2 protein-coding genes are annotated in these 1,016 nt (G+C 65.8%); one reads left to right on the top strand and one right to left on the bottom strand.

Annotated elements, in window-relative coordinates:
* On the top strand, positions 1–439 hold a 439-nt coding region (locus AC097L_RS26540), incomplete at its 5' end, for a M48 family metallopeptidase (protein ID WP_479589673.1).
* 9 nt (positions 440–448) lie between these two features.
* Here the strand turns inward: AC097L_RS26540 and AC097L_RS26535 are convergent.
* A partial coding sequence (locus tag AC097L_RS26535) for an MBL fold metallo-hydrolase (protein ID WP_479589672.1) occupies positions 449–1,016 on the bottom strand: 568 nt, incomplete at its 5' end.

Below are 1,016 nucleotides of genomic sequence, written 5' to 3'. Positions count from 1 at the left end.
GCCCGCGCTGCACCGGGTGCACAAGGGCGCGCTGCTGATCGACAACTGCCTGCACCTGGGCCTGCCGCTGGATTCCGCGCCTGCGCACATCCGCGCTGCCGTGCACAAATGGATGCTGCTGCAGGCGCGGGCTTTGTTTGTAGAGCGCTTGAACCACTTTGCACCGCAACTGGCGGTGCAGTGGAAGCGCCTGGCCTTGTCCAACGCCACCACCCGCTGGGGCAGCGCCAGCACCCTGGGCTCGATCCGGCTGAACTGGCGGCTGCTGCACCCCCGCATGGCGGTCATCGACTACGTGGTGGTGCACGAGCTGAGCCACCTGCGCTACATGGACCACAGCGCCCAGTTCTGGGCCACGGTGGCTTCCATCCTGCCGGGCTACGTGCCGCTGCGGGCGGAGCTGCGCGCTGTGGTGGTGCCGAAGTGGGATGAGGTTTAAAACCCGTTCTCAGGCGCTGACCGGCATCGCTTCGCTGGGTTCCAGCGGCATGGTTTCGGGGTAGTGCAAGCTTGTCGGAGCGAACCGATAGACCCTATCCGCATCCTGTGTACGCCGTAAATACCCATCCACCCACAGCTTGTGCAGATGCGCCACCGCCTCGCCCATGGCGAAGGTGGTCTGGTGCAGGTCGAGCGTGCGGCTGAACAGCACGGGCAGGATGTCGGCTGCGCTGCAGGGCCGCTGGCGGGCAAAGGCCATCACCTGGGCCAGGTGGTCGCGGTGGTGGTCGTGCAGCTGCTGGATGCGGGTGTGCAGGCCTTGGAAGGGCTTGCCGTGCGCGGGCAGGGTCAGGGTGTCGGGGTGCAGGGGTGCGAACTTGTCGATCGAGTCCAGAAACTGCTGCAGCGGGTTGCTTTCGGGCTCTACATCGAACACGCTGACGTTGGTGGATATGCGCGGCAGCATCATGTCGCCGCCGATAAGCACCTGGGTCTCGGCGCAGTACAGCGCAATGTGCTCTGGTGCATGCCCGTAGCCGCTGATGCAGCGCCAATCCTGCCCGCCGATGCGCAGC

The sequence above is a fragment of the Rhodoferax sp. RT5P35 genome (genome assembly GCF_056521385.1).
The sequence above is the reverse complement of the archived record's forward strand: the minus strand, read 5'-3'. Positions and strand labels throughout refer to the sequence as shown.